Here is a 22113-nt window from a genome sequence, read left to right on the forward strand (position 1 = left end):
CTCCCCCTCGCCGCCGCCGGACTCCTCAACCCCATGATCGCCGGAGCCGCGATGGCCTTCTCCTCCGTCTTCGTGGTCACCAACAGCCTCCGGCTCCGCACATTTCGCTGAGGTCTCGAACCCCGGCTGCCTCTGGAGTCCGGCACTCCCCTCACATAAGCTCTTCACAAGGCTCGCGCATCTTCCTTACGCTGGGGTCTCGTTCGGCATACCGGTCTCTTGTCCACTCTCTGGACATAACCAAGAGACGCAGCTCACAGTGATCCGAACGTAACCATCGGAGGGGTTCGAAGGTCTAAGTTGACAATGCCGGGAAGCGTCTTGGGGGGCGTGCACCGGCATCCGGGACCGTCTTGGGGGACTTTCCCGGAGATGCGTTGCCGGGGCACGTACACCGGGAAGCTTTGAGCGGCCCTCCCGGAGGTGCGCTGTCCCGGCAGATCGCAGTCGACAGCAGTAACGGCAGTACGGCAGTACAGCGATTCAGGCGCTGTCCTCACATACGCCCGGCCGGATCCCGTGGGGGGAATCCGCACCGGGACATGGGAAGGCGCCCTGGTCGTCGGCCCGTGGGGGGACCGGCGCCGGGGCGCCTTTCACTTGCCGCCGTGAGCTCAGTACACGAAAAGTCCCGTACCGCCGGGCGGTACGGGACTCTCGGCTCTCGGTCTCAGCGCGCCTCGACGGGCACGAAGTCGCGCTCGACCACGCCGGTGTAGATCTGCCGCGGGCGGCCGATGCGGGAACCCGGCTCCTTGATCATCTCGTGCCACTGGGCGATCCAGCCCGGCAGCCGGCCCAGCGCGAACAGGACCGTGAACATCTCGGTCGGGAAGCCCATCGCCCGGTAGATCAGACCGGTGTAGAAGTCGACGTTCGGGTAGAGGCTGCGCGAGACGAAGTAGTCGTCGGAGAGCGCGTGCTCCTCCAGCTTCAGGGCGATGTCCAGCAGCTCGTCGGACTTGCCGAGGGCGGAGAGGACATCGTGCGCGGCAGCCTTGATGATCTTGGCGCGCGGGTCGAAGTTCTTGTAGACCCGGTGGCCGAAGCCCATCAGGCGGACGCCGTCCTCCTTGTTCTTCACCTTGCGGATGAAGGAGTCGACGTCGCCGCCGGCGTCGCGGATGCCTTCCAGCATCTCCAGCACCGACTGGTTGGCGCCGCCGTGCAGCGGGCCCCACAGCGCGTTGATGCCGGCCGAGATCGACGCGAACATGTTGGCCTGCGAGGAGCCGACCAGGCGGACCGTGGAGGTCGAGCAGTTCTGCTCGTGGTCCGCGTGCAGGATCAGCAGCTTGTCGAGGGCCGCGACGACGGTCGGGTCCAGCTCGTACTCCTGGGCGGGCACCGAGAACGTCATGCGCAGGAAGTTCTCGACGTAGCCGAGGTCGTTGCGCGGGTAGACGAAGGGGTGGCCGACCGACTTCTTGTAGGCGTACGCCGCGATCGTCGGAAGCTTGGCGAGCAGCCGGATCGTGGAGAGGTTGCGCTGCTGCTCGTCGAACGGGTTGTGGCTGTCCTGGTAGAACGTGGACAGCGCGGAGACCACCGACGACAGCATGGCCATCGGGTGGGCGTCGCGCGGGAAGCCCCGGTAGAAGTTCTTGACGTCCTCGTGCAGCAGGGTGTGCTGCGTGATCTCGTCCTTGAACGACGCCAGCTCGTCGACCGTCGGCAGCTCACCGTTGATCAGCAGGTAGGCCACCTCCAGGAAGGTGGAGCGCTCGGCCAGCTGCTCGATCGGGTAGCCGCGGTAGCGGAGAATCCCCGCCTCGCCGTCCAGATACGTGATGGCGGATTTATAGGCGGCGGTGTTCCCGTACCCGCTGTCCAGCGTGACCAGACCGGTCTGGGCGCGGAGCTTCCCGATGTCGAAGCCCTTGTCGCCGACGGTGCTGTCGATCACCGGGTAGGTGTACTCGCCGTCGCCGTACCGCAGTACTACAGAGTTGTCGCTCACGTCTTCCCTCACCGACGTAGTGCCTCATCTTCGAGGTGCCCTGACTGTCTCTACCATCCCCCACTTGGCTCAGGAGAGTGCACTCGGGGTCGACCATCGGGCCTATCGGCGGCACTGAGTGCCGCCAACTTGCTCATCCTGCCCCCTGAGTCCCCCGTCGGGAAGTGGTCTGTGACCTTCGCGACTCATTTGATCGATCATTTGTTACGTGGTGACGGCGCCGAGCCGGAAATCCAGCGCCGTGCAGCGCCGTCCGGCGGAGACCGTGCGGACCGCCTGGCCGATCGCCTTGCGCGAACCGACCAGGACGACCAACCGTTTCGCCCGGGTGACCGCCGTATACAACAGGTTTCGCTGGAGCATCATCCAGGCGCCGGTGGTCACCGGGATCACCACCGCCGGGTACTCACTGCCCTGCGAGCGGTGGATGGTCACCGCGTAGGCGTGCGCCAGTTCGTCGAGTTCGTCGAACTCGTACGGGACCTCCTCGTCCTCGTCGGTCAGTACGGTGAGCCGCTGCTCCACCGGGTCGAGGGAGGTGACGACGCCGACCGTCCCGTTGAAGACGCCGTTCTCCCCTTTCTCGTAGTTGTTCCTGACCTGAGTGACCTTGTCGCCGACCCGGAAAACGCGTCCGCCGAACCGCTTCTCCGGCACGTCCGGCCGCCCCGGTGTGACGGCCTGCTGGAGCAGCCCGTTGAGCGTGCCCGCGCCGGCCGGTCCCCGGTGCATCGGAGCGAGCACCTGCACGTCGCGGCGCGGGTCGAGCCCGAACCTGGCCGGGATGCGGCGCGCCGCCACGTCCACGGTGAGCCGGCCCGCCTCCTCCGTGTCGTCCTCGACGAAGAGGAAGAAGTCCTTCATGCCGTCGGTGAGGGGGTGCCGGCCGGAGTTGATCCGGTGCGCGTTGGTGACCACGCCGGACTGCTGGGCCTGCCGGAAGACGCGGGTGAGCCGGACGGCGGGCACGGGGCTGCCGTCGGCGAGCAGATCGCGCAGCACCTCCCCGGCGCCGACCGACGGCAGCTGGTCCACGTCCCCGACGAACAGCAGGTGCGCGCCCGGCGGCACCGCCTTCACCAGCTTGTTGGCGAGCAGCAGGTCCAGCATCGACGCCTCGTCGACCACCACCAGGTCGGCGTCGAGCGGCCGGTCCCGGTCATAGGCCGCGTCGCCGCCCGGCTTCAGCTCAAGCAGCCGGTGCACGGTGGACGCCTCGGCGCCGGTCAGCTCCGCCAGCCGCTTGGCGGCCCGGCCGGTCGGCGCGGCGAGCACCACCTTCGCCTTCTTCGCGCGGGCCAGCTCCACCACCGACCGCACCGTGAACGACTTGCCGCAGCCCGGCCCGCCGGTCAGCACCGCGACCTTCTCGGTCAGCGCCAGCTTCACGGCGGCCTCCTGCTCGGGCGCCAGCTCGGTCCCGGTGCGCCGCTTCAGCCAGCCCAGCGCCTTGTCCCACTCGACGTCCCGGAAGGCCGGCATCCGGTCCTCCTCGGCCCGCAGCAGCCGCCGCAGCTGACCGGCCAGCGACAGCTCGGCGCGGTGGAAGGGCACCAGGTAGACGGCGGTGACGGGGTCTCCCCCCTGCGGATCGGGCACCTTCTCCCGTACGACGCCGGGGTCCTGGCCGTCCTCCGCCGGCTCGGCGGCCAGCTCGGCGAGGCACTCGATGACCAGCCCGGTGTCGACCTGGAGCAGCTTCACCGCGTCGGCGATCAGCTTTTCCTCGGGGAGATAGCAGTGCCCCTGGTCGGTGGCCTGGCTCAGCGCGTACTGGAGGCCCGCCTTCACCCGGTCCGGGCTGTCGTGCGGGATGCCCACGGACTGGGCGATCTTGTCGGCGGTGAGGAAGCCGATGCCCCAGACGTCGGAGGCGAGCCGGTAGGGCTGGTTCTTCACCACCGAGATCGAGGCGTCGCCGTACTTCTTGTAGATCCGCACCGCGATGGAGGTGGACACCTCGACGGTCTGGAGGAAGAGCATGACCTCCTTGATCGCCTTCTGCTCCTCCCAGGCGTCGGCGATCTTCCTGGTCCGCTTCGGACCGAGCCCCGGGACCTCGATCAGCCGCTTCGGCTCCTCCTCGATGATCTGGAGGGTGTCCACCCCGAAGTGCTGGGTGATGCGGTCCGCGAAGACCGGCCCGATGCCCTTGACCAGGCCGGAGCCGAGGTAGCGGCGGATGCCCTGGACGGTGGCGGGCAGCACGGTGGTGTAGTTCTCGACGTGGAACTGCTTGCCGTACTGGGGATGCGACCCCCAGCGGCCCTCCATCCGCAGCGACTCCCCGGCCTGCGCGCCGAGCAGCGCGCCGACGACGGTGAGCAGGTCGCCGCCGCCTCTGCCGGTGTCGACCCGGGCGACCGTGTAGCCGTTCTCCTCGTTGGCGTACGTGATGCGCTCGAGGACGCCTTCGAGGACGGCGAGTCGCCGTTCGCCGGGGGTGGTCGCGGACTGGTCGGTCATGATCCGACGGTATCGGTGGGGTGTGACAGAGGGCGGCCGGGCAGGGGGTTGCTCAGTACCCTTGGCACATGGACTACGCGAAGATGCGCGCCATCGCCGCCGACCTCGGTGCTTACGCCGAACAGCTGGAAGGGAGCTGGAGGGTCGAGATCGGGCCGGCCGGGCCGATACTGGCCATGATGTGTCCCTCGAAGCGACACGAGGGCGCAATTCGTCGCATCTGCAAGCAACTGGACGCGCAGCTCCTTCGCACTCATCCCGGTTACATCTGCGCGAACGGCCCCGAGATCGAGCACCCGGCGATCGGCCGCATGCGTCGGCCCGATGCCGTCGTCATCCCTGAGGCCGTCCTCGACGAGGAGGGTCTCGCCGTCGACGCGACGCAGGTGCTGGCCGCCGTCGAGATCGTGTCGCCGTCCAACCCGAACAATGACTACGACGCGAAGCTGGCCGACTATCCGGCCATGGGCATCCCGCACTACCTGATCGTCGACCCGCGTACCGGCACGATCGAGGTGCATTCCGAGCCGTGCAAGGGCCGTTACCTCGGCACGGAGCCGTACATCTTCGGCGACTCGGTGCCGTTCGGGCCGTGGACCGTGGCGACGTCGGAGTTCCGGCGGTACGGGAAGGACGGCTAGGAAGGGGTTCCGGGGCGGCTGTTACAGGGATGTCGATCTTCTGAGGTAACCGTGCGGGCCTGTTGATCGTCTTGTCGTATGCCCTGTCGTACGCCAGCCCGAGAACGGTTCCCCCTCCTATGAGAGCCACGCGCCCCGCCCTGTTCGACCGTCTGCCCGGCCGCCCCATCGCCGCCGTACTGGCCGCCGCCGGTGTGCTCGCCGGTGTCATGGTCGGCCAGGGCGGACTGGACACGGTGGTCGGCTGCGGGATCGCGCAGGACGCGTACGCGTCGCAGACCGCGGCGGACTGGGTGGCGGGCGCCGACCACGTGGTCGTGGCGACGCCCACCGGCGAGAAGGAAACCAACCGCAAGGACTACACCGAGGGTTCGGTGAAGTACGTGGCCGACCGGGACGTGACCTTCCGTACGGACGACGTCGTCTGGTCCGCCGGGTCGCCCCGGCAGGCGATGGGCGACGGTTTCGACCTGGTCGCCTCCGGCTGGCGGGTCTACGCGAGCGGTACGCGCGTCAAGCGGACGGCCGCGGCGGCGCCCCGGCTGGAGCCGGGGCACACCTATCTGCTGGCGGTGCGGTGGGTGGACGACGGGTGGGTGGTGCTCGGGGAGGGCGCGGCCGTGCCGTTCGACGACCATGTCGCCGGGCAGGGCGAGTGGTGCGGGCGGGTGCTGAGCAAGGAGGACGTGGCGCTCGGGGAACGGTTCTCCCGCGAGGACGACAGCAGTCTGGAGGAGGACGTGTGGGGGCAGGGTGAGGAGGCGGTCGCCGCGGCGTTGCGGGGGGCGAAGAAGTCCTGACCGGCCCGCTTGCCGGTGCCAGCAGGCTCCGGCCGAACATCAGGGTCGAACGACGCCACCGTCCGTGGGGCGGGGCTTGAGGCTCTTGAGGGTTTTGAGGAACGGGGTGAAGGCGGCGGCGGTGAAGGTGACGGTGGCCCGGTGCGGGGCCTTGGTGTCGCGGACGGCTATGTGGGTGGGGGTGTCCGCCAGCTCGACGCACTCGTTGCCGTCGCCTTCGCCGGAGTAGGTCGATTTACGCCAGTTGTTCATGTGGGGCCTCACAACTCTTTCGCCAGCCGGTGGATGAAGTCGCGCGAGGGTTCCGGGGCCAGTGACACGACTTCCATCTTATGGAACCGCGTTCGATAAGCGCCGAGTTGCGCTTCGGAGTCGAGGAAGACCGAGCCGTGGGGCGCGTCCCGCAATACGGTGTCCAGCCTGGGCACCGGGCCGCCCGCGTAGGTCATCGTGCTCGACGCCCTGGCGAAGCCGTCCAGGTCGAACGGGATGACGCGCAGGGTGACATGGGTCGCCTCGGACAGGTCGAGGAGACGGGCGAGCTGGGCCTTCGACGCGGCCCGGTCGCTGACTCTGATCCGCAGCGCCGCCTCGTGGATCAACGCCTCGTACGGGATGGCGAGCTTCTGGCGCGCTCTGCGGTGTTCGATGCGCACCTCGAGTTCCTCGGCGGTCAGTTCCGGCAGCCTGGACGAGAAGACGGCCCGCGAGTAGTCCTCCGTCTGCAACAGGCCCGGCACGTACAGAATCGCCACGTGCCGCAGGAAGCGAGCGTGGTGTTCCAGCTCGGACAGGTCCAGAAACGGCGTGGGCAGTCGCCCCCGGTAGGTCTCCCACCAGCCGCGCGTCCGGTCCGTGGCCATGTCCGCCAACGCGTCGACGTACTCCGTGTCCGTGCAGGCGTAGTGGGATGCGAGTCGGCGCAGGCGCTCCTCGCTCACCCCCGTGAGGCCCAGTTCGATGTGGCTGATCTGCGCCCTGCTCACCCCGAGCAGCGCCGCTGCCTCGACGACCGTCAGGCCGGCTGCCTCGCGAAGCCTGCGTAGTTCCGTGCCCAGGCGTACCTGACGTGCTGTGGGTTCGCGCCTTTGCACCATGCGGGTGGCTCTCCTCTTTCGGGGGCCGATCAGGCGATCAGCTTGTCACGGGTAGCAGAATACCCGTACCGTCAGTGACGCGATGAACGCATTGCGTTGCAGAACTTTCCTCCCACTCACCGGAGTCGATGACGCATGTCCGAAAGCTGGGACTACACCCTTCAGATCCCGAACGACCTCCGGGCGGTCACCGTCTGCCGCCGCACCCTCCGTCTCATCCTCACCATGCACGGACTGATCCGCCTGGTCGATGTCGCGGAGCTGCTCGCCACCGAACTGGTCTCCAACGCCGTACGCCACACGAAGGGACCCGCCGCGCTGCGGGTGCGCTGGGCGCCGCCGGGGACGTTGCGGATCGGGGCGTGGGACAGCGATCCGCAGCCGCCGGAACCGTCCTCGCCGGCCCTGCGGGCGGAGGAGATGGAGGAGGGGCGGGGGCTGGCTCTCGTGCGGGCGTGCTCCGACGGGTGGGGGTGGTATCCGCTGGCCGGGGGCGGGGACCGGGGCAAGTACGTGTGGTGCGAGCTGGGGCGGCCTGAGCGATGACACTTCGGCGCCAAGTGTCATCCATTCCCGGAGAGACCCAGGCCCAGACCTCCGGACATCTGTGGCAACGCCGGTTGGACGTCCGGCTCTTGAGTCACCCGGGCACCAAAGCGCATGACTTGTCGCGGTGCTCTGGCCTGCCCCCACCGGTCGGGCTAATTTCGGAGCACAAGATGCCCATACCAGGGCATCCCGACATAGGGGGAACATTGCGCAAGCTCGCCGCATCGATCGCCGGTATGACGCTCGCCCTGGGGGCGCTCGGAGTCACCCTGGCGCCGGGCGCCGCCGCGGCCACGCCCTGTCCGTCCGGCGCGGTCTGCATCCGCGAGACCAACGGGACCATCCTGAACAAGAACATCTTCTACAGCTACGGCGCCCACAACCTGTCCAACGTGACCGGCACCCGGGTGCTCGTGAACAACCAGACCGGAGGCGCCGGCTTCCAGATCTGCAAGGGCTACAACGGGGCCGACTGCTACCCCGTGCAGCGCGCCGTCGGCGCCTACGCGCCGTACGACTTCACGCCGATCAACTCCGTGGTGCTGGTGCGGTAGGGGCGGCGGACGGGGAGTCGACGGACACCTGTAGTTCCGTGACCCACGCGTCCTGGTCCGCCGGGCACTCCAGGCTGACCTCCCGGGGGTGCCCGGTCGCCCGGTAGCCGTTGGCGTCGATCCAGCGGGCCAGCGCCTGGGCCGCGGGGAGCACGGCGGTCATCGGGCCGCGGTGCACGATGGCCGCCGCCGGGCCGAGAGGCGGCAGGTCCAGGACGCGGAAGATGTCGTCCCGGAGCGGGGCGGAGACCTGGACAGCGGCGTGGACGCCGATCCGGCCACCGCCCTCCGGGGCGTCCTCGTAGTAGGCGATGCCCGGACCGGCGGGCGTGATGCCCGCCGCGTCCAGGCGGCGGAACAGCTCGTCGTAGAGCGGGCCGATGACCGGGCCGATGTCCTCGGGCTCGAAGCTCGCGGCGGTCGCGGTCAGTTCGGCCACGCGGACGGCCGGGACGGCCTTGATGACGATGTCGTACATGGGCGGATGCCCCTCGCTCTCGATCGCTCGGAGCCTCGCCTCGATCCGGACCAGCCGCGCCTCGGCGGCGGCCATGTCGGCCTCCAGCTCGGCCCGCCGCAGCCGCAGCATGCCGCGCAGTTCCCCGGTGCCGACCTTCTCCTCCAGGATGGCCCGCACCTGATGCAGCGTGAAGCCGAGATCCTTGAGCGCGATGATCCGGTTGAGGCGGGCGAGCTGGGCTGCGGTGTAGTAGCGGTATCCGCTGGCGGGGTCGGTGCGGGCCGGGCGCAGCAGACCGGTGGCGTCGTAGTGCCGCAGCATCCGGACCGAGACGCTGCCGTGCCGGGCGAACTCTCCGATGGTGAACATGATGTCTCCGAGCTGACCGCCTGACACGGTGTGAGGGTCAACAGTCGCGCGGTTCGGCGGGTGCGGTGGCGGTGAGGTGGGTGGTGAAGAAGGTGGCGAGTCTGGTGACGGCCGGGGTGACGTGTTCGTCCCTGTCGTACAGGGAGACATGGGTGGCGCCGTCGATGACGAAGAGTTCCTTGGGCTCGGCCGCCTTCTCGACGGCCGCCCGGCTGATGTGGGCGGTGTTCGCCTCGGAGCCGACGATCATCAGCAGCGGGCGGGGCGCGATGAGGTGGATCAGGGCGTAGGAGTCGTACTGGATCATCTGGTCCAGATTGCGGACCGGCCAGGGCTGGACCGCGCGGGGGTGGTGGCCGCGCGCGGTGCGGTAGTACTCGTAGGTCTCCTCGTCCACCTCCTCGGTGATCCATTCCTGCCGGGGCAGGGCCTCGCCGCGGGCCTCGGCGGTGCGCGCGGCCCCGGCGAGTTCCAGCATGGCGCGCAGCGCCTCGGGGGTCCGGGTGCGGTCCAGACCGTCGCGCATCACCGTGCCCAGGTCCCCGGCACTGACCGTGGCGACCGCCTTGATCCGCAGATCGGTCTGGGCGGCGTACGGGACGTACCCCCCGGACGCGCAGATGCCCAGGGCGCCGATGCGCTCCGGGTCGATCTCCTCGCGGGTGGTCAGGAAGCTGACGGCGCATTTGATGTCCTCGGCGCGCTGGAAGGGGTTCTCCAGGCCGCGCGGCTCGCCCTCGCTCTCACCCTGGCAGGCCGGGTCGAAGACCAGGGCGGCGAATCCCTCGCGGGCCAGGCGCTCGGCGTAGACGCTCGCCGTCTGCTCCTTCACGCCGCCGCCCGGATGGGAGACGACGACGGCCGGGAGCCGGCCGGCCGCGGGGGTGTCCGGCAGGAAGAGGAGGCCGGCCAGCCGGAGGTTGTCGCTGCGGAAGGTGACGTCTGTCTTCATGACGGCGAGTCTCGTGGGCGTCGCCCGTCGGGATAAGGGGTCGGGGCTGGCCCCCCTTGCCGTGCGGCCCGGCATGGCAGGCTTGAGCGGGTGAGCAGCGAGCTGGGTGACTTCCTCAAGGCCCGCCGCAGGGCGCTGAGCCCCGCGGCGGCCGGCCTCCCGGGCGGTGGCCGGCGCCGGGTGCCGGGGCTGCGCCGGGAGGAGGTCGCCCTGCTGGCGTCGGTCAGCCCCGACTACTACGCCCGCCTGGAGCAGGGGCGCAGGCGGGCCTCCGAGCCGGTGCTGGAAGCCCTGGCGCGGGTACTGCGGCTCAGCGCGGACGAGCGTGCGTACCTCTTCGGCCTCTCGGGCAAGGACTCCGGCCGGCCGCGCCGGCGCCCCGCGCAACGGGTCCGGCCGCAGTTGCGGCGGCTGCTCGACGACCTCACGTACACCCCGGCCCTGGTCCTCGGCCGGTGCACCGACATCCTGGCCTGGAATCCGCCGGCCGCCGCACTGTTCACCGACTTCGCCCTGCTCCCGGCCGAGCGGCGCAACTTCGTACGCCTGGTGTTCCGCGAACCGGCGGTACGGGCGCTGTACGTCGACTGGCACTACATGGCGCGGGCGTGTGTGGCGCAGTTGCGGATGGAGACCGCCCAGGACCCGGCCGATCCGCGGCTGACGGCGCTGGTGGCGGAACTCTCGGCGCGGGACGCCGATTTCCGGCGGTGGTGGGACGATCACCGGGTGGCCACGCGGACCGCCGGCAGCAAGGCCATGCGCCACCCGGTGGCCGGCGACCTCACCCTGGAGTGGTCCAGCCTGACCGACGCGGCCGACCCGGACCAGCAGCTCATCACCCTCACCGCCGCGCCCGGCACGCCCTCGCACGACGGACTGCGGCTGCTGGCCTCCTGGCCGGCCGCCGTACCGCGGTCGGCCCGTTCAGACCGCCGGCCATCCCCGTAGCGCCATGTCGGCCACCAGCTGGAGCTCCTCGCGGCTCGCGCCGCTCGTCGCCTGGACGGCGATGCCGTTGGCGACGGTCATCAGATAGCGGGCCAGGGTGCCGGGGTCGGCGGCGGCGGGCAGGTCGCCCTCGTCGACGGCCCGCCGGAAGCGCTCGCGCAGGCGGTCCGTGCCCTCGTTGCGCCAAGCGGTCAGGGTGTCCCGGGCGGTGCGGCCGGTCTCGCCGGCGGCCAGGGACGCCTGTACGCCGAGGCAGCCGACGGGGCAGTCGGGGTGGGTGGTGGTGCGGACCGAGCCGGTCAGGAACGCGGTGGCCACCTCGCGGGCGGTGGGCTCCCGCAGAGCGCGGGCGAGGTAGGAGGCGGGGCCCTCGGTGTAGCGCTCCAGCGCCTTGCGGAACAGGTCCTCCTTGTTGCCGAAGGCCGCGTACATGCTGGTCCGGGTGATGCCCATCGCGCCGGTCAGGTCGGTGAGGCTGGCGCCCTCGTAGCCCTGCTCCCAGAAGACCCGCATCGCGCGCTCCAGCGCCGCCTCGGCGTCGAAGCCCCTCGGCCGGCCGGTCCGGCCCGGTCCCTTGCCCTGCGGACGCGTCTCCATGCCCCCACCGTACCCCTTCCGTACCGGGCAGTGCAGAAGTGGCGACGGCCGCACTCCCGCGCGGGTCCAGATCCGGACTCGGCCTCCCCCACCCCCTTGCCGGACCGCGGGCAAGTCGACCGAGGAGACGGTCAAGGTGCCGGTGAAGGTGGTCACCGAGGAGAATGTGGCCGGCTTCGACGGCTGAGCGCCGCTGCAAGAACAACGGCTGAGCACCTCATCCACAGCGGGGAGATTGACCCATGTACGACTACGACCTGCTGGTCGTCGGGTCGGCCAACGCCGACCTGGTGATCGGCGTCGACCGCCGGCCGGCCGCCGGGGAGACGGTGCTCGGCACCGACCTGGCCGTCCACCCCGGCGGCAAGGGCGCCAACCAGGCGGTGGCCGCCGCCCGGCTCGGGGCCCGTACGGCGCTGCTGGCCAAGGTCGGCGACGACGACCACGGCCGGCTGCTGCTGGACGCGCAGCGCGCGGCCGGCGTGGACACGGTGGGGGTCCTGGTGAGCGACGTGCCGACCGGCGTCGCGCTGATCACCGTGGACCCGTCCGGGGACAACAGCATCGTCGTCTCGCCGGGCGCCAACGGCCGGCTCACCCCGGGCGACGTCCGGGCCGCGGTCAGCCTCTTCCACGCCTCCCGGGTGGTGTCCGTGATGCTGGAGATCCCGCTGGAGACGGTGGTGGAGGTGGTGCGGAGTCTGACGCCGGACAACCGCTTCGTCCTCAATCCCTCGCCGCCGCGCCCGCTGCCCCGCGAGGTGCTGGACGCCTGCGATCCGCTGATCGTCAACGAACACGAGGCGAAGGTGCTCCTCGGGGCGTCCCGGGTCGGCGACCGGCCCGAGGACTGGGCGCGGATCCTGCTGGCGAAGGGGCCGCGCTCGGTGGTGGTCACGCTGGGCGCCGAGGGCGCGCTGGTGGCCTCGAAGGACGGCGTGACGCGGGTGCCGTCGGTGCCGGTGCGGGCCGTGGACACCACCGGCGCCGGGGACGCGTTCACCGCGGCGCTCGCCCACCGGCTCGGCGCCGGCGCCACCCTCACCGAGGCGGCGGCGTACGCGGCCCGGGTCGGCGCGGCGGCCGTGACGAAGGCGGGGGCGCAGGAGTCGTACCCGACGGCCGAGGAGGTCCGGGCACTGTGAAGAAGACCGGAATACTCAACCGCCGGCTCGCCGGCGAGCTGGCCGGTCTCGGCCACGGGGACGGCGTCCTCGTGTGCGACGTCGGGATGCCGGTTCCGGACGGTCCGCGCGTCGTCGACCTGGCGTTCCGGGCCGGGGTGCCGTCCTTCGCCGACGTGCTGGACGGGCTGCTGGCGGAGCTGGTGGTGGAGGGTGCGACGGGAGCGGCGGAGGTACGGGAGGCCAATCCCGGCGCGGCCCGGCTGCTGGCCGCCCTGCCCGCCCTCGAACTCGTCCCGCACGAACGGCTGAAGGAGCTGTCGGCGGGCGCCCGGCTGGTGGTGCGCACCGGCGAGGCCCGGCCGTACGCCAACGTCCTGCTGCGCTGCGGGGTCTTCTTCTGACCTGCCCCGGCCGACCTGCCCCGGCACACACTTCGGGGGCCCGGTTCACCGACCGGGCCCCCTCGCGTTTCCCCTCCCTCAGGACTCCGCGATCCCCCCAGATCTCCCCCCACGGGTGTCCTGATGCCAAGTACGACACGTCGGGGGCGGGAAGGGTTGCACGGCTTCCGAAGATTTTTTTCGGACGGTCAGCGGCCCGTGTGCTCCGTGAACCGGCGGGCCGTCTGCTCCAGCACCTCGCGCCCGTCCCGCGCCCACAGGGCCTCGTTGAACAGTTCCACCTCGATGGGGCCGGTGTAGCCGGCCGCCTCGACGTAGCCCTGCCACTCGCGCAGGTCGATCGAGCCGTCGCCGAGCTGGCCGCGGCCGTTGAGGACGCCCTCGGGCAGCGGGGTGGTCCAGTCGGCCAGCTGGAAGGTGTGGATGCGGTTGCCCGCGCCCGCCCGGGCGATCTGCGCCGGGGCCTGGTCGTCCCACCAGATGTGGTACGTGTCCACCGTGACGCCGACCTGATGGGCCGGGAAGCGTTCGGCGAGGTCCAGGGCCTGGGTGAGGGTGGAGACCACGCAGCGGTCGGCGGCGTACATGGGGTGCAGCGCCTCGATGGCCAGGCGGACGCCGTGCTCCTCGGCGTAGGGGGCGAGTTCGGCCAGGGCGTCCGCGATGCGGTCGCGGGCGGCGCGGAGGTCCTTGTCGCCGGGCGGCAGGCCGCCGGAGACCAGGACCAGGGTGTCGGTGCCGAGGGTGGCGGCCTCGTCGACGGCGCGCCGGTTGTCGGCCAGGGCGGCCCGGCGGGCGGCCGGGTCGGTGGCGGTGAGGAAGCCGCCCCGGCACAGGGTGGTGACGTGCAGACCGGCGTCGCGGACCAGCCCCGCGGCGGCCTCGACGCCGTACTCCTGGACCGGTTCGCGCCACAGGCCGACGTTGCCGACGCCCAGCTCGCGGCAGGCGGCGGTGAGTTCGGGCAGGGTGAGCTGCTTGACGGTCATCTGGTTGATGCTGAAGCGTTCGAGATCGGTCACTGGTGGACTCCGTACAGGGACAGCAAGGTGCGCATCCGGTCCTCGGCCAGCTTCGGGTCGGGGAACAGGCCGAGGCCGTCGGCGAGTTCGTAGGCGCGGGCCAGGTGCGGCAGGGAGCGGGCCGACTGGAGGCCGCCGACCATCGCGAAGTGGCTCTGGTGGCCGGCCAGCCAGGCCAGGAACACGACGCCGGTCTTGTAGTAGCGGGTCGGGGTCTGGAAGAGGTGGCGGGACAGGGCGACGGTGGGGTCGAGGAGGGACCGGAAGCCGGGGACGTCTCCGGTGTCCAGGACCCGGACCGCCTCGGCGGCCAGCGGGCCCAGCGGGTCGAAGATGCCGAGCAGGGCGTGGCTGAAGCCCTGCTCGTCGCCCGCGATCAGCTCGGGGTAGTTGAAGTCGTCGCCGGTGTAGCAGCGCACGCCCTGCGGCAGCCGGCGGCGCAGGTCGATCTCGCGCTGGGCGTCCAGGAGGGAGACCTTGATGCCGTCGACCTTGTCGGGGTGGGCGGCGATGACCTCCAGGAAGGTGTCGGTCGCCGCGTCGAGGTCGGCGGCGCCCCAGTAGCCCTCCAGGGCCGGGTCGAACATCGGGCCCAGCCAGTGCAGGATCACCGGTTCGGCGGACTGGCGCAGCAGGTGGCCGTAGACCTCCAGGTAGTCGTCCGGGGTCCTGGCGGTGGCGGCCAGGGCGCGGGAGGCCATCAGGATGGCCTGGGCGCCGGACTCCTCGACGACGGCGAGCTGTTCCTCGTAGGCGGCGCGGATGTCGGCGAGGGTGCCGGTGGTCAGCTGGTCGGTGCCGACGCCGCAGGCGATCCGGCCGCCGGTGGCCTTCGCCTCGGCGGCGGAGCGGCGGACGAGTTCGGCGGCGCCGGCCCAGTCCAGGCCCATGCCGCGCTGGGCGGTGTCCATCGCCTCGGCGACGCCGAGGCCGTGCGACCACAGGTGGCGGCGGAAGGCGAGGGTGGCGTCCCAGTCGACGGCGGCCGGGCCGTCCGGGGTGGTGTCGGCGTACGGGTCGGCGACGACGTGCGCGGCCGAGAAGACCGTACGGGAGGTGAAAGCGCTTCCCGAGGAGAAGGCCAGGGGTTCGGCGCGGGGCTGGTAGGCGCGCAGGGTGCCGTCGGGGCCGGGAAGGCGGAGGGTCACAGCGCGATCTCCGGTACGTCCAGGCGGCGGCCCTCGGCGGAGGACTTGAGGCCCAGCTCGGCGAGCTGGACGCCGCGAGCACCGGCCAGCAGGTCCCAGTGGTAGGGGGCGCCGGCGTAGACGTGCCGCAGGAACAGCTCCCACTGGGCCTTGAAGCCGTTGTCGAACTCGCCGTTGTCCGGCACTTCCTGCCACTGGTCGCGGAAGGCGTAGGTGGCGGGGATGTCCGGGTTCCAGACCGGCTTGGGGGTGGCGGAGCGGTGCTGGACGCGGCAGTTGCGCAGGCCCGCGACGGCCGACCCTTCGGTGCCGTCCACCTGGAACTCGACCAGTTCGTCCCGGTTGACCCGGACCGCCCAGGAGGAGTTGATCTGCGCGATCGCGCCGCCGTCCAGTTCGAAGACGCCGTACGCGGCGTCGTCGGCGGTGGCGTCGTAGGGCTTGCCGTTCTCGTCCCAGCGCTGCGGGACGTGGGTGGCGGTGAGCGCCTGGACGGAGGTGACCCGGCCGAACAGCTCGTGCAGCACGTACTCCCAGTGCGGGAACATGTCGACGACGATGCCGCCGCCGTCCTCCGCGCGGTAGTTCCAGGACGGGCGCTGGGCGTCCTGCCAGTCGCCCTCGAACACCCAGTAGCCGAACTCGCCGCGCACGGACAGGATCCGGCCGAAGAAGCCGCCGTCGATGAGGCGCTTGAGCTTGAGCAGGCCCGGCAGGAACAGCTTGTCCTGGACGACGCCGTGCTTGATGCCGGCCGCCTGCGCCAGCCGGGCCAGCTCCAGGGCGCCGTCCAGGCCGGTGGCGGTCGGCTTCTCGGTGTAGATGTGCTTGCCGGCGGCGATCGCCTTCCTGATCGCCTCCTCGCGGGCCGAGGTCACCTGCGCGTCGAAGTAGATGTCGACGCTGTCGTCGGCCAGCACCGCGTCCAGGTCGGTGGAAACGTGCTCGATGCCGTGCCGCTCCGCCAGCGCCTTGAGCGCGTACTCGCGACGGCCGACCAGCACCGGCTCCGGCCACAGCACGGTGCCGTCGCCGAGGTCGAGGCCGCCCTGCTCGCGCAGGGCCAGGATGGAGCGGACCAGGTGCTGGCGGTAGCCCATGCGCCCCGTCACACCGTTCATGGCGATACGCACCGTCTTGCGTGTCACGTCGTTCCCTTCGTACGCGGTCTGCGCGCCGCATCCGCCGGGCGGGCGTGATAGCAAGCGCTTTCTATCTGATACGAAGCTAGCCTGTGGACGGTGGTCCGGACAAGACCACGGCCGGGGGTTACAGGCGCGGTCGGCGGACAATGACGCGGAGGACGAGGACATGACGGTGACCCTGGCGGACGTGGCGGCCCGCGCGCAGGTCTCCCCCGCGACGGTGTCGCGCGTGCTGAACGGGAACTACCCGGTCGCCGCGGCCACCCGGGAGCGGGTGCTGAAGGCGGTCGACGAGCTGGACTACGTACTCAACGGGCCCGCGAGCGCGCTCGCCGCCGCCACCTCCGACCTGGTCGGCATCCTGGTGAACGACATCGCCGACCCGTTCTTCGGGATCATGGCGAGCGCGATCCAGTCCGAGATCGGCGGGCCGGGCGGCCGGGCCGGCGGGGAGCGACTCGCCGTGGTCTGCAACACGGGCGGCGTCCCCGAGCGCGAGCTGACCTACCTCACGCTGCTGCAACGGCAGCGGGCGGCGGCCGTGGTGCTGACCGGCGGGGCGGTGGAGGACGCGCCGCACCAGGCGGCGGTGGCGGCGAAGCTGCGCCGGCTGGCGGAGGCGGGCACCCGGGTGGTGCTGTGCGGGCGGCCGCCGGCCCCGGGGACCGGGGCGATCGCGCTGACCTTCGACAACCGGGGCGGCGGCAAGGAACTGACCGAGCATCTGATCGGGCTCGGACACCGGCGGGTCGGGTACATCGCGGGCCCCGAGGAACGGACCACCACCCGGCACCGGCTGGAGGGCCACCGGGCCGCGCTGGCCGCGCACGGCATCGCGGAGGACCCGCGCTGGACGGTGCACGGCCGCTACGACCGCCGCTCCGGCCACGAGGCCACGCTGGAACTGCTGCGCCGGGACCCGTCGCTGACGGCGGTGGTCGCGGCGAACGACTCCGTCGCGCTGGGCGCCTGCGCGGCGCTGCGGGAGTCCGGGCTGCGCATCCCGGCGGACGTGTCGGTGGCCGGCTTCGACGACCTGCCGTTCAGCGTCGACGCGGTGCCGGCGCTGACGACGGTGCGGCTGCCGCTGGCGGCGGCGGGCGCCCGGGCCGGGCGGATCGCGATGGGGCGGGAGGAGGCGCCGCCCGGCGGGATCGCGACGGTGCGGGGGGAGCTGATGGTACGGGGGTCCTCCGGCGCGCCGCGGGAGTAGGTGCCGGGCGCGGGGCTCCGGTGCGGGCCCCGTTCGACCTGGCCGGCCTGGTCCGCGAACGCCGGACGGACCGAGTCGCGCGGGTGCGCCCTCATCGACGGAGTGAGGCGCGGCACAGCGGGTAGTGTCCGAAATCATGAAACTGGCGTTCTCCACCCTCGGCGTCCCCGGAATGCCCGTGCCCGATGTGCTGCGGCTCGCGACGGAGCACGGCTGGCACGGCATCGAACTGCGCGCCCACCCCGAGGAACCGGTGCACCCCGGCCTGTCCCCCGCCGAACGGGCCGCGGTGGCGGCCGAGTTCGCGGCGGCGGGCGTCACGCTCCTGTGCGTCGCGGGCTACGCGCGCGTCGCGGCCCCCGGCGACGACGCCCCCGTCCTCGCCGAACTCCGCGCCCTGCTCGATCTCGCCCGCGACCTGGGCGCCCCGTACATCCGGGTCTTCCCCGGCGGCGGCACCGGGCAGAGCACCGAGGAGGCGGACGCGACGGCCGCCCGGCGGCTCGGCACGGCCGCCGAGTACGCCACCGAGGCGGGCGTGCGGATCCTGCTGGAGACCCATGACTCGCACCGCACCGGCGCCGCCGCGATCCGGGTCCTCGGCCTGGTCGGGCACCGTCAGGCCGGTGCGCTGTGGGACGTGATGCACACCTGGCTGGGCGGCGAGCAGCCGGTGGAGTCCTACGCCGCGCTCTCCCCGCATCTCGGCTATGTGCAGGTCAAGGACATCGCCTCGGCCGACGACACCACGCCGCTGCCGCTCGGGGAGGGCGTGCTGCCGCTCACCGACTGCGTCGACCTGCTGTCCCGGCAGGGCTGGGACGGCTGGCTGTGCTGGGAGTACGAGAAGCGCTGGTACGAGAACGCCGCCCCGCTGCCCGGTCTGCTGGGCGCGGGACGGCGGCATCTGGCCCGGCTGCTCAACGAGTCGGCCTGAACCGGGCCGGTAGCGCGGTCAGCCGGCCCGGGGCGTCGGGAAGGTACCGGTCCGGCCGGTCTGCCGGGTCCGCAGCGGGTGGCCGTTGCTGATCACGTACGTCATGACGGCGGGCTCCGGCATCCGGGGCGGGGGCGCGGCCGCGGGCGCGGGCGCGGTGCGGCGGGATTCGGCGGTGCCGCCGTAGCGGGTGCCGGTGACGGCCTCGGCGGTCGCCGGAGCCGGGGGTTCGGCCTCCGCCGCCGGCACCGTATCCGGAGCCGCCGCTGGAGCCGCCGCCGTCGCCGTCGTTGGCATCGTGTCGGGCAGCGGCCGGGGTTCGGGGCGTACCCGGTGGCGCGGGGCGCGGCGGCGGGGCGGCCGGGTCAGGGTGATCTGCCGGACGAGTTGCTGGAAGCAGGCCAGGGAGGCCAGTCCGGGCAGCGCGGCGGCCGCGACGTCGACGACCGTGCCGGGCGCCTGGAGCACGCACAGGAACACCGCGATCAGCGAGAAGCCCAGCACGACGCACCAGGCGTGCAGGGCGCGCCGCTGGTGCAGGGCGGCCCGCAGGACGGAGAGCGACGCCATCAGCCAGGGGCCGAAGACCAGCAGCGGCCACCAGGCGACGACCCCGGACTCCAGCCGGGTGACGGCGACGACGCGCAGCGGGTCGTAGGCCACGATGCCGCTGAGCAGGCTCACCGCGGAGGCGATGACGGTGGCGAGGGCGGCGGTGACGTAGCTGACCGCCTCCACGCCGCGCGGGCCGCGGGGCGGACGGGACCGGCGGTGGCTGCGGGCGGTCGCGGGCTCCTTCAGTGGGGGCAGTTCCTCCGTGATGTCCCGCAGGTTGCCCAGCGGGCTGCCCGGGGCCGGGGCGGCGGCCGGTGTCTCGTCGGGGCCGCCGCGGCCGCCCGGCCGGTGCGGCGACGGCTCGCCGGGGCGCTGTTCCTCCAGGGCGTCCTGGAGCATGACGGCCAGTTCCTCGTCCCAGGACATGTCCGGTACGAGGGGTGCCGCGTCGCCCTCGGCGGGAGCGCGGTGCCGGCCGTGGCCCGCCTCGTCATAAACGAATCCCGGGAATGCCCGGCCGTAAACGAGTTCGTCGTCATACACGATAAATAGGGCCCGCTCATTCAGCTCGCGACAGTACTGGCCATTCCTTGATCGCGCCCCAGCGTCTGGTGAAATCGTCCTGAAGTTCACCCAGCACATCCAGGAAATCTCGCAGAATCGGCTCCGTCTCCCTGAGGGCCACAGGGCGTCCGCCTCTCGTCAGAGTTCCGTTCACCGTGGCCGCCGAGTGCACCGGAGCCTGGATGTATGTGTAGGAACCCAACGTGAGCACGTTCGGCGCGGCTGTGCACCCAGTCACCTTGCTCATGTTCCGACTAACGCCGGGTCACCCCTCTGGATGCGCGGCACACGAGTGAACAATTAGCCGGAAAAGTAGTTTATCCGGGTCGGCCGCAGTATCGAAAAGAGCTTTTTCCATTGTCGGAACAATGGGAGCGACGGGCCGGCCGCCGCCGGGCCGGGAGCGAGGTCAGGGCCACCCCGCCGACCAGCAGCGCCGCCGCGCAGCCCTGGGCCGGGGAGACCGACTCGCCCAGGAACAGGGCCGCCGACGACATCCCGAAGACCGGCACCAGGAGCGAGAACGGCGCGACCGCGGAGGCCGGGTGGCGGCGCAGCAGCCAGCCCCAGGCGCCGAAGCCGAAGACGGTCGAGATCCAGGCGACGTAGATCAGCGTGCCGGCGCCCGGCCAGTCCAGCGCGCGCAGCGCGGCCAGGTCGCGGGCGGGACCCTCGGTGAGCAGGGACAGGGCCAGCAGCGGCAGGACCGGGACGGTGCTGACCCACACCATGAAGTTCAGCGCGTCGGGCGGGGCCGCCTTGCGGGTCAGGACGTTGGACCCGCCCCAGCAGGCCGCCCCCGCCACGACCAGCGCGAAGGCGCCCAGCGGTCCCGAGGCGCCCTCGTCCCAGGCCGCGACGCCGATGCCGGCCAGGGCCACCGCCATGCCGGCCAGCCGTACGCGGGTGGGCCGCTCACCCAGGACCGCGGCGGCGATGACGGCCGTGAACACCGCCTGGATCTGGAGCACCAGGGAGGACAGGCCGGCCGGCATACCCGCGTCCATGCCGACGAACACCAGGCCGAACTTGGCCACGCCCAGCACCAGCCCGACCGCCACGATCCACTTCCACGCCACCTTCGGACGGCCCACGAGGAACACCGCGGGCAGGGCGGCGATCAGGAAGCGCAGGGCGGAGAAGAGCAGCGGCGGGAAGTGGTCGAGGCCGATCTCGATCACGGTGAAGTTGACGCCCCAGACGGCGGCGACGAGGACGGCGAGGAGCAGGTGCGACGGTCTCATGCGTCGAGGATGACCGGCGGCGACCGTGAAGCACCAGCGAAGGTTCCTGCATGGTTGGATGAAGCATCGCTTACCGATGTCGGGGAGGGTTCCGTGCTCGATCTTCAGCGGCTGCGCGCGCTGCACGCGGTCTCGGTGCACGGCACTGTGGGGGCGGCCGCCGTCGCGCTGGGCTACACGCCGTCCGCCGTGTCCCAGCAGATCGCCAAGCTGGAGCGGGAGACCCGGACGGTGCTGCTGGAGCGGGAGGGCCGGGGCGTACGGCTCACCGCGGAGGCGCGGCAACTGGCCGACACGGCGCGGGAGCTGATGGCCCTCGTGGAGCGGGCCGAGACGGAGCTGGAGGAGCGGCGGGGGCGGCCGGCCGGGCGGTTGGCCGTCGCCGCGTTCGCGTCGGCGGCGCGCGGGCTGCTGCCCGGGGTGCTGGCGGAACTCGCCCGGGAGCATCCGGCGCTGGACGCGCGGCTGACCGAGGTCGATCCGCATCTGTCGGTGGGGCTGGTGGCCAAGGGAGCGGTCGACCTGGTGGTGGCGCACGACTGGGACATCGCGCCGCTGCCCGCGCCGGCCGGGGTGGAGCAGGCGGTCATCGGGGACGACCTGTGCGATCTGCTGGTGCCCGCGGGGCATCCCTTCGCGGGGCGGGCCGCGGTGCGGCGGGCGGAGCTGGGCGGCGAGCGGTGGATCTGCCAGCCACCGGGGCGGGTCTGCCACGACTGGCTGGTCCGGACCCTGCGGGCGGCCGGGCACGAGCCGGACATCGTGCACCAGGCCGACGAGAACCCGACGCTGGTCGCGCTGGTCGCCGCGGGGCTCGGCGTCGCGCTCATCCCCCGCCTCGGCCGCGGACCGCTGCCCGCGGGGGTGGTGGAGGTGCCGCTCGACCCGATGCCGGTACGGCGGCTGTACGCGCTGTGGCGGACGGGAGCGGCCCGGCGCCCGGCGATCGCGGAGACGGTACGGACGCTGCGCGCGCACTGGCCGGCCGCCTCGGCGCACGCGCCGGGCTGATCCGGCGGCGGGGTTCGGGGTGGGTGTCCCGGAAATGGATGACACTCGGGGCCGAAGTGTCATCCAATTCCGGAGGACCCCCGCCAGCCCGGGAACCGGGCCCGGCGCCCCCGCCCCGACCCGCCCACCGCCGGCTGATTCCGCCGCGGGGTTCGGGGTGGGTGTCCCGGAAATGGATGACACTCGGGGCCGAAGTGTCATCCAATTCCGCAGTACCCACCGCCGACCCGGAGCCCCGGCCCGACGCCCCCGCCCCGCTCACCCCCCTGGCCCCACCGTCACCGACTTGGCGGAGCCGGGAACCCCGGCGGCGGTCCGTTCGTCCAATGCGCGCGCTGCCCGACGAGTCT

22 protein-coding genes and 1 pseudogene are annotated in these 22113 nt (G+C 71.8%); 11 read left to right on the forward strand and 12 right to left on the reverse strand.

Annotated elements, in window-relative coordinates; all coding sequences use genetic code 11:
• Window positions 1-111: pseudogene (locus ACTT8P_RS05565) on the forward strand (HAD-IC family P-type ATPase); the annotation flags it as partial.
• Window positions 112-670: 559 nt separating this feature from the next.
• On the opposite strand, the gene ACTT8P_RS05570 reads toward ACTT8P_RS05565, so the two are convergent.
• The gene (locus tag ACTT8P_RS05570; RefSeq protein WP_442830392.1) at window positions 671-1960 is read right to left on the reverse strand and encodes a citrate synthase; all 1290 of its coding nucleotides are present in this window, start codon (window positions 1958-1960) and stop codon (window positions 671-673) included.
• Window positions 1961-2164: 204 nt separating this feature from the next.
• On the reverse strand, window positions 2165-4426 hold the full coding sequence (gene recD2, locus ACTT8P_RS05575; RefSeq protein WP_442830393.1) for an SF1B family DNA helicase RecD2: 2262 nt from the start codon (window positions 4424-4426) through the stop codon (window positions 2165-2167).
• A gap of 68 nt (window positions 4427-4494) precedes the next feature.
• Here recD2 and ACTT8P_RS05580 point away from each other — a divergent pair, with 68 nt between their 5' ends.
• Complete coding sequence (locus ACTT8P_RS05580) at window positions 4495-5067, forward strand: Uma2 family endonuclease (RefSeq protein ID WP_442830394.1); 573 nt, start codon at window positions 4495-4497, stop codon at window positions 5065-5067.
• 119 nt (window positions 5068-5186) lie between these two features.
• Window positions 5187-5867 carry a hypothetical protein gene (locus ACTT8P_RS05585; protein ID WP_442830395.1) on the forward strand — a complete coding sequence of 227 codons (681 nt, stop codon included), beginning with the start codon at window positions 5187-5189 and terminating at the stop codon, window positions 5865-5867.
• A gap of 39 nt (window positions 5868-5906) precedes the next feature.
• Here the strand turns inward: ACTT8P_RS05585 and ACTT8P_RS05590 are convergent, their stop codons facing one another.
• Window positions 5907-6119: a DUF397 domain-containing protein gene (locus ACTT8P_RS05590; RefSeq protein ID WP_442830396.1), complete on the reverse strand. Its 213-nt coding sequence runs from the start codon at window positions 6117-6119 to the stop codon at window positions 5907-5909.
• A gap of 8 nt (window positions 6120-6127) precedes the next feature.
• Window positions 6128-6964 carry a helix-turn-helix domain-containing protein gene (locus ACTT8P_RS05595; protein ID WP_442830397.1) on the reverse strand — a complete coding sequence of 279 codons (837 nt, stop codon included), beginning with the start codon at window positions 6962-6964 and terminating at the stop codon, window positions 6128-6130.
• A gap of 135 nt (window positions 6965-7099) precedes the next feature.
• On the opposite strand from ACTT8P_RS05595, the gene ACTT8P_RS05600 reads away from it, so the two are divergent.
• Together ACTT8P_RS05600 and ACTT8P_RS05605 are read left to right on the forward strand one after the other, a co-directional pair.
• Window positions 7100-7510 (forward strand): ATP-binding protein, encoded by a 411-nt coding sequence (locus tag ACTT8P_RS05600; RefSeq protein WP_442830398.1) that lies wholly within the window; start codon window positions 7100-7102, stop codon window positions 7508-7510.
• Between the two features lie 173 nt (window positions 7511-7683).
• The gene (locus tag ACTT8P_RS05605) at window positions 7684-8067 is read left to right on the forward strand and encodes a hypothetical protein (protein WP_442830399.1); all 384 of its coding nucleotides are present in this window, start codon (window positions 7684-7686) and stop codon (window positions 8065-8067) included.
• Here the strand turns inward: ACTT8P_RS05605 and ACTT8P_RS05610 are convergent.
• On the reverse strand, window positions 8042-8896 hold the full coding sequence (locus ACTT8P_RS05610) for a MerR family transcriptional regulator (RefSeq protein WP_442830400.1): 855 nt from the start codon (window positions 8894-8896) through the stop codon (window positions 8042-8044). The two genes, ACTT8P_RS05605 and ACTT8P_RS05610, sit on opposite strands and share 26 nt — an antisense overlap.
• A gap of 37 nt (window positions 8897-8933) precedes the next feature.
• Window positions 8934-9848 carry an alpha/beta hydrolase gene (locus ACTT8P_RS05615; protein WP_442830401.1) on the reverse strand — a complete coding sequence of 305 codons (915 nt, stop codon included), beginning with the start codon at window positions 9846-9848 and terminating at the stop codon, window positions 8934-8936.
• Window positions 9849-9938: 90 nt separating this feature from the next.
• Between ACTT8P_RS05615 and ACTT8P_RS05620 the strand changes: the two genes are divergently transcribed.
• Entirely contained in the window at window positions 9939-10799 is an 861-nt protein-coding gene (locus tag ACTT8P_RS05620) for a helix-turn-helix domain-containing protein (RefSeq protein ID WP_442830402.1), read from the forward strand.
• On the opposite strand, the gene ACTT8P_RS05625 is transcribed toward ACTT8P_RS05620, so the two are convergent.
• Window positions 10776-11396: a TetR/AcrR family transcriptional regulator gene (locus ACTT8P_RS05625; protein WP_442830403.1), complete on the reverse strand. Its 621-nt coding sequence runs from the start codon at window positions 11394-11396 to the stop codon at window positions 10776-10778. The genes ACTT8P_RS05620 and ACTT8P_RS05625 overlap by 24 nt on opposite strands.
• Window positions 11397-11638: 242 nt before the next feature.
• Here ACTT8P_RS05625 and ACTT8P_RS05630 point away from each other — a divergent pair, with 242 nt between their 5' ends.
• Window positions 11639-12541: a ribokinase gene (locus ACTT8P_RS05630; protein ID WP_442830404.1), complete on the forward strand. Its 903-nt coding sequence runs from the start codon at window positions 11639-11641 to the stop codon at window positions 12539-12541.
• A complete protein-coding gene (rbsD, locus tag ACTT8P_RS05635) occupies window positions 12538-12924 on the forward strand; it encodes a D-ribose pyranase (protein WP_442830405.1) in 387 nt (128 codons plus the stop codon). Before ACTT8P_RS05630 ends, rbsD begins: the two co-directional genes overlap by 4 nt.
• 188 nt (window positions 12925-13112) lie before the next feature.
• Here rbsD and ACTT8P_RS05640 read toward each other — a convergent pair whose 3' ends face one another.
• Genes ACTT8P_RS05640 through ACTT8P_RS05650 form a run of 3 tightly spaced genes read right to left on the reverse strand, consistent with a single transcriptional unit; the run spans window position 13113 to window position 16242 of the window.
• The gene (locus tag ACTT8P_RS05640) at window positions 13113-13946 is read right to left on the reverse strand and encodes a sugar phosphate isomerase/epimerase family protein (RefSeq protein ID WP_442830406.1); all 834 of its coding nucleotides are present in this window, start codon (window positions 13944-13946) and stop codon (window positions 13113-13115) included.
• Window positions 13943-15094, reverse strand: coding sequence for a dihydrodipicolinate synthase family protein (locus ACTT8P_RS05645; RefSeq protein WP_442830407.1), 1152 nt, complete (start codon window positions 15092-15094; stop codon window positions 13943-13945). Before ACTT8P_RS05645 ends, ACTT8P_RS05640 begins: the two co-directional genes overlap by 4 nt.
• Complete coding sequence (locus ACTT8P_RS05650; protein WP_442830408.1) at window positions 15091-16242, reverse strand: Gfo/Idh/MocA family protein; 1152 nt, start codon at window positions 16240-16242, stop codon at window positions 15091-15093. The genes ACTT8P_RS05645 and ACTT8P_RS05650 overlap by 4 nt, the downstream gene beginning before the upstream one ends.
• A gap of 163 nt (window positions 16243-16405) precedes the next feature.
• On the opposite strand from ACTT8P_RS05650, the gene ACTT8P_RS05655 reads away from it, so the two are divergent.
• Together ACTT8P_RS05655 and ACTT8P_RS05660 are read left to right on the forward strand one after the other, a co-directional pair.
• Window positions 16406-17452: a LacI family DNA-binding transcriptional regulator gene (locus ACTT8P_RS05655; RefSeq protein WP_442830409.1), complete on the forward strand. Its 1047-nt coding sequence runs from the start codon at window positions 16406-16408 to the stop codon at window positions 17450-17452.
• A 136-nt stretch (window positions 17453-17588) separates the two neighbouring features.
• Window positions 17589-18389, forward strand: coding sequence for a sugar phosphate isomerase/epimerase family protein (locus ACTT8P_RS05660; RefSeq protein WP_442830410.1), 801 nt, complete (start codon window positions 17589-17591; stop codon window positions 18387-18389).
• Window positions 18390-18407: 18 nt separating this feature from the next.
• On the opposite strand, the gene ACTT8P_RS05665 is transcribed toward ACTT8P_RS05660, so the two are convergent.
• The gene (locus ACTT8P_RS05665; protein WP_442830411.1) at window positions 18408-19487 is read right to left on the reverse strand and encodes a hypothetical protein; all 1080 of its coding nucleotides are present in this window, start codon (window positions 19485-19487) and stop codon (window positions 18408-18410) included.
• A 338-nt stretch (window positions 19488-19825) separates the two neighbouring features.
• Window positions 19826-20752, reverse strand: coding sequence for an EamA family transporter (locus tag ACTT8P_RS05670; RefSeq protein ID WP_442830412.1), 927 nt, complete (start codon window positions 20750-20752; stop codon window positions 19826-19828).
• A gap of 93 nt (window positions 20753-20845) precedes the next feature.
• On the opposite strand from ACTT8P_RS05670, the gene ACTT8P_RS05675 reads away from it, so the two are divergent.
• A complete protein-coding gene (locus tag ACTT8P_RS05675) occupies window positions 20846-21763 on the forward strand; it encodes a LysR family transcriptional regulator (RefSeq protein WP_442830413.1) in 918 nt (305 codons plus the stop codon).
• Window positions 21764-22113: the final 350 nt, after the last annotated feature.

This window comes from Streptomyces sp. JW3 (genome assembly GCF_052216785.1).
Classification (GTDB): domain Bacteria; phylum Actinomycetota; class Actinomycetes; order Streptomycetales; family Streptomycetaceae; genus Streptomyces.

What these genes read in the sequence shown, in the direction of transcription:
- ACTT8P_RS05670 (WP_442830412.1), bottom strand. Translation starts at nt 20,752, where the DNA reads ATGAGACCGTCGCACCTGCTCCTCGCCGTCCTCGTCGCCGCCGTCTGG.
- ACTT8P_RS05590 (WP_442830396.1), bottom strand. Translation starts at nt 6,119, where the DNA reads ATGAACAACTGGCGTAAATCGACCTACTCCGGCGAAGGCGACGGCAAC.
- ACTT8P_RS05600 (WP_442830398.1), top strand. Translation starts at nt 7,100, where the DNA reads ATGTCCGAAAGCTGGGACTACACCCTTCAGATCCCGAACGACCTCCGG.
- ACTT8P_RS05580 (WP_442830394.1), top strand. Translation starts at nt 4,495, where the DNA reads ATGGACTACGCGAAGATGCGCGCCATCGCCGCCGACCTCGGTGCTTAC.
- ACTT8P_RS05625 (WP_442830403.1), bottom strand. Translation starts at nt 11,396, where the DNA reads ATGGAGACGCGTCCGCAGGGCAAGGGACCGGGCCGGACCGGCCGGCCG.
- ACTT8P_RS05630 (WP_442830404.1), top strand. Translation starts at nt 11,639, where the DNA reads ATGTACGACTACGACCTGCTGGTCGTCGGGTCGGCCAACGCCGACCTG.
- ACTT8P_RS05615 (WP_442830401.1), bottom strand. Translation starts at nt 9,848, where the DNA reads ATGAAGACAGACGTCACCTTCCGCAGCGACAACCTCCGGCTGGCCGGC.
- ACTT8P_RS05655 (WP_442830409.1), top strand. Translation starts at nt 16,406, where the DNA reads ATGACGGTGACCCTGGCGGACGTGGCGGCCCGCGCGCAGGTCTCCCCC.
- ACTT8P_RS05660 (WP_442830410.1), top strand. Translation starts at nt 17,589, where the DNA reads ATGAAACTGGCGTTCTCCACCCTCGGCGTCCCCGGAATGCCCGTGCCC.
- recD2 (WP_442830393.1), bottom strand. Translation starts at nt 4,426, where the DNA reads ATGACCGACCAGTCCGCGACCACCCCCGGCGAACGGCGACTCGCCGTC.
- ACTT8P_RS05585 (WP_442830395.1), top strand. Translation starts at nt 5,187, where the DNA reads ATGAGAGCCACGCGCCCCGCCCTGTTCGACCGTCTGCCCGGCCGCCCC.
- ACTT8P_RS05610 (WP_442830400.1), bottom strand. Translation starts at nt 8,896, where the DNA reads ATGTTCACCATCGGAGAGTTCGCCCGGCACGGCAGCGTCTCGGTCCGG.
- ACTT8P_RS05595 (WP_442830397.1), bottom strand. Translation starts at nt 6,964, where the DNA reads ATGGTGCAAAGGCGCGAACCCACAGCACGTCAGGTACGCCTGGGCACG.
- ACTT8P_RS05605 (WP_442830399.1), top strand. Translation starts at nt 7,684, where the DNA reads ATGCCCATACCAGGGCATCCCGACATAGGGGGAACATTGCGCAAGCTC.